This window comes from Tabrizicola flagellatus (genome assembly GCF_008271465.1).
Lineage (GTDB): Bacteria > Pseudomonadota > Alphaproteobacteria > Rhodobacterales > Rhodobacteraceae > Tabrizicola > Tabrizicola flagellata.
On the sequence record NZ_VMDU01000038.1, the window covers coordinates 1 to 901 of the forward strand.

Annotated in this window: 2 protein-coding genes; both read left to right on the forward strand. The window is 65.8% G+C overall.

From position 1 onward, the window contains the following. A partial coding sequence (gene dcm, locus FL625_RS18005; protein WP_290426961.1) for a DNA (cytosine-5-)-methyltransferase occupies positions 1-613 on the forward strand: 613 nt, incomplete at its 5' end. Positions 614-709: 96 nt separating this feature from the next. After that, complete coding sequence (locus FL625_RS18545) at positions 710-832, forward strand: hypothetical protein (protein ID WP_290426962.1); 123 nt, start codon at positions 710-712, stop codon at positions 830-832. Positions 833-901 lie beyond the last annotated feature (69 nt).

A 901-nucleotide genomic window follows, 5' to 3' on the forward strand; every position in this document is an offset into this window, starting at 1 on the left:
TCTCAGGTTGGGCAGACTCTACATCACAGCGAGGGAACTTCCGGGGGGCAGGTCACGGTTCAGCGACCTGTTCGCAGGAATCGGCGGGCTGAGGCGCGGGTTCGGCGCCATCGGGGGACGCTGCGTGTTCACCTCGGAGTGGGATCGCTTCGCCGAGCGGACCTATCGGGCCAACTTCCGTGACGGACCGGAGCATCGGTTCGAAGGCGACATCACCAGGGTCGACCCGGCCTCCATCCCGGATCACGACGTGCTCCTCGCGGGCTTCCCCTGCCAGCCCTTCTCGATTGCCGGGGTGTCGAAGAAGAACGCGCTGGGCCGGGCGCTCGGCTTCGCCTGTGAAGCACAGGGAACGCTGTTCTTCGACGTCGCCCGGATTATCGAGGCGAAGCGGCCGAAGGTCGTCCTGCTCGAGAACGTGCGCAACCTGCTCTCGCACGACCGTGGGAACACCTTCCGGGTCATCCGCTCGGTGCTGACGGAGGAGCTCGGCTACAGGATGGATCACCGCGTCATCGACGCGCGCAGCTTCGTCCCGCAGCATCGCGAGCGGATCTTCATCGCGGCCGTGCGCGGCGATCTCGGGCTCGACGTCGAGCTGCAGGACATGTAGCTGCCACCGGCCGAGGAAGGTCCGCGCTTCGGTTCCATCCTGCACCGGGAGGACGGCTCGGAGCGGGATCCTCAGTTTCTAGACGAGCGGGGCCGTGTGCAGGCGCGCTACACCCTGTCGGACCATCTCTGGGGCTACCTGCAGGCCTATGCAGAGAAGCACCGCGCGAAGGGCAACGGTTTCGGGTTCGGCCTGACGGGACCGAACGGTGTGCTCTGACCCCCGATAACTCGTCCATCTGATGCTAGAGTCCGGCCCGAGGAGAGGACCGGACTATGAAGCGATCGA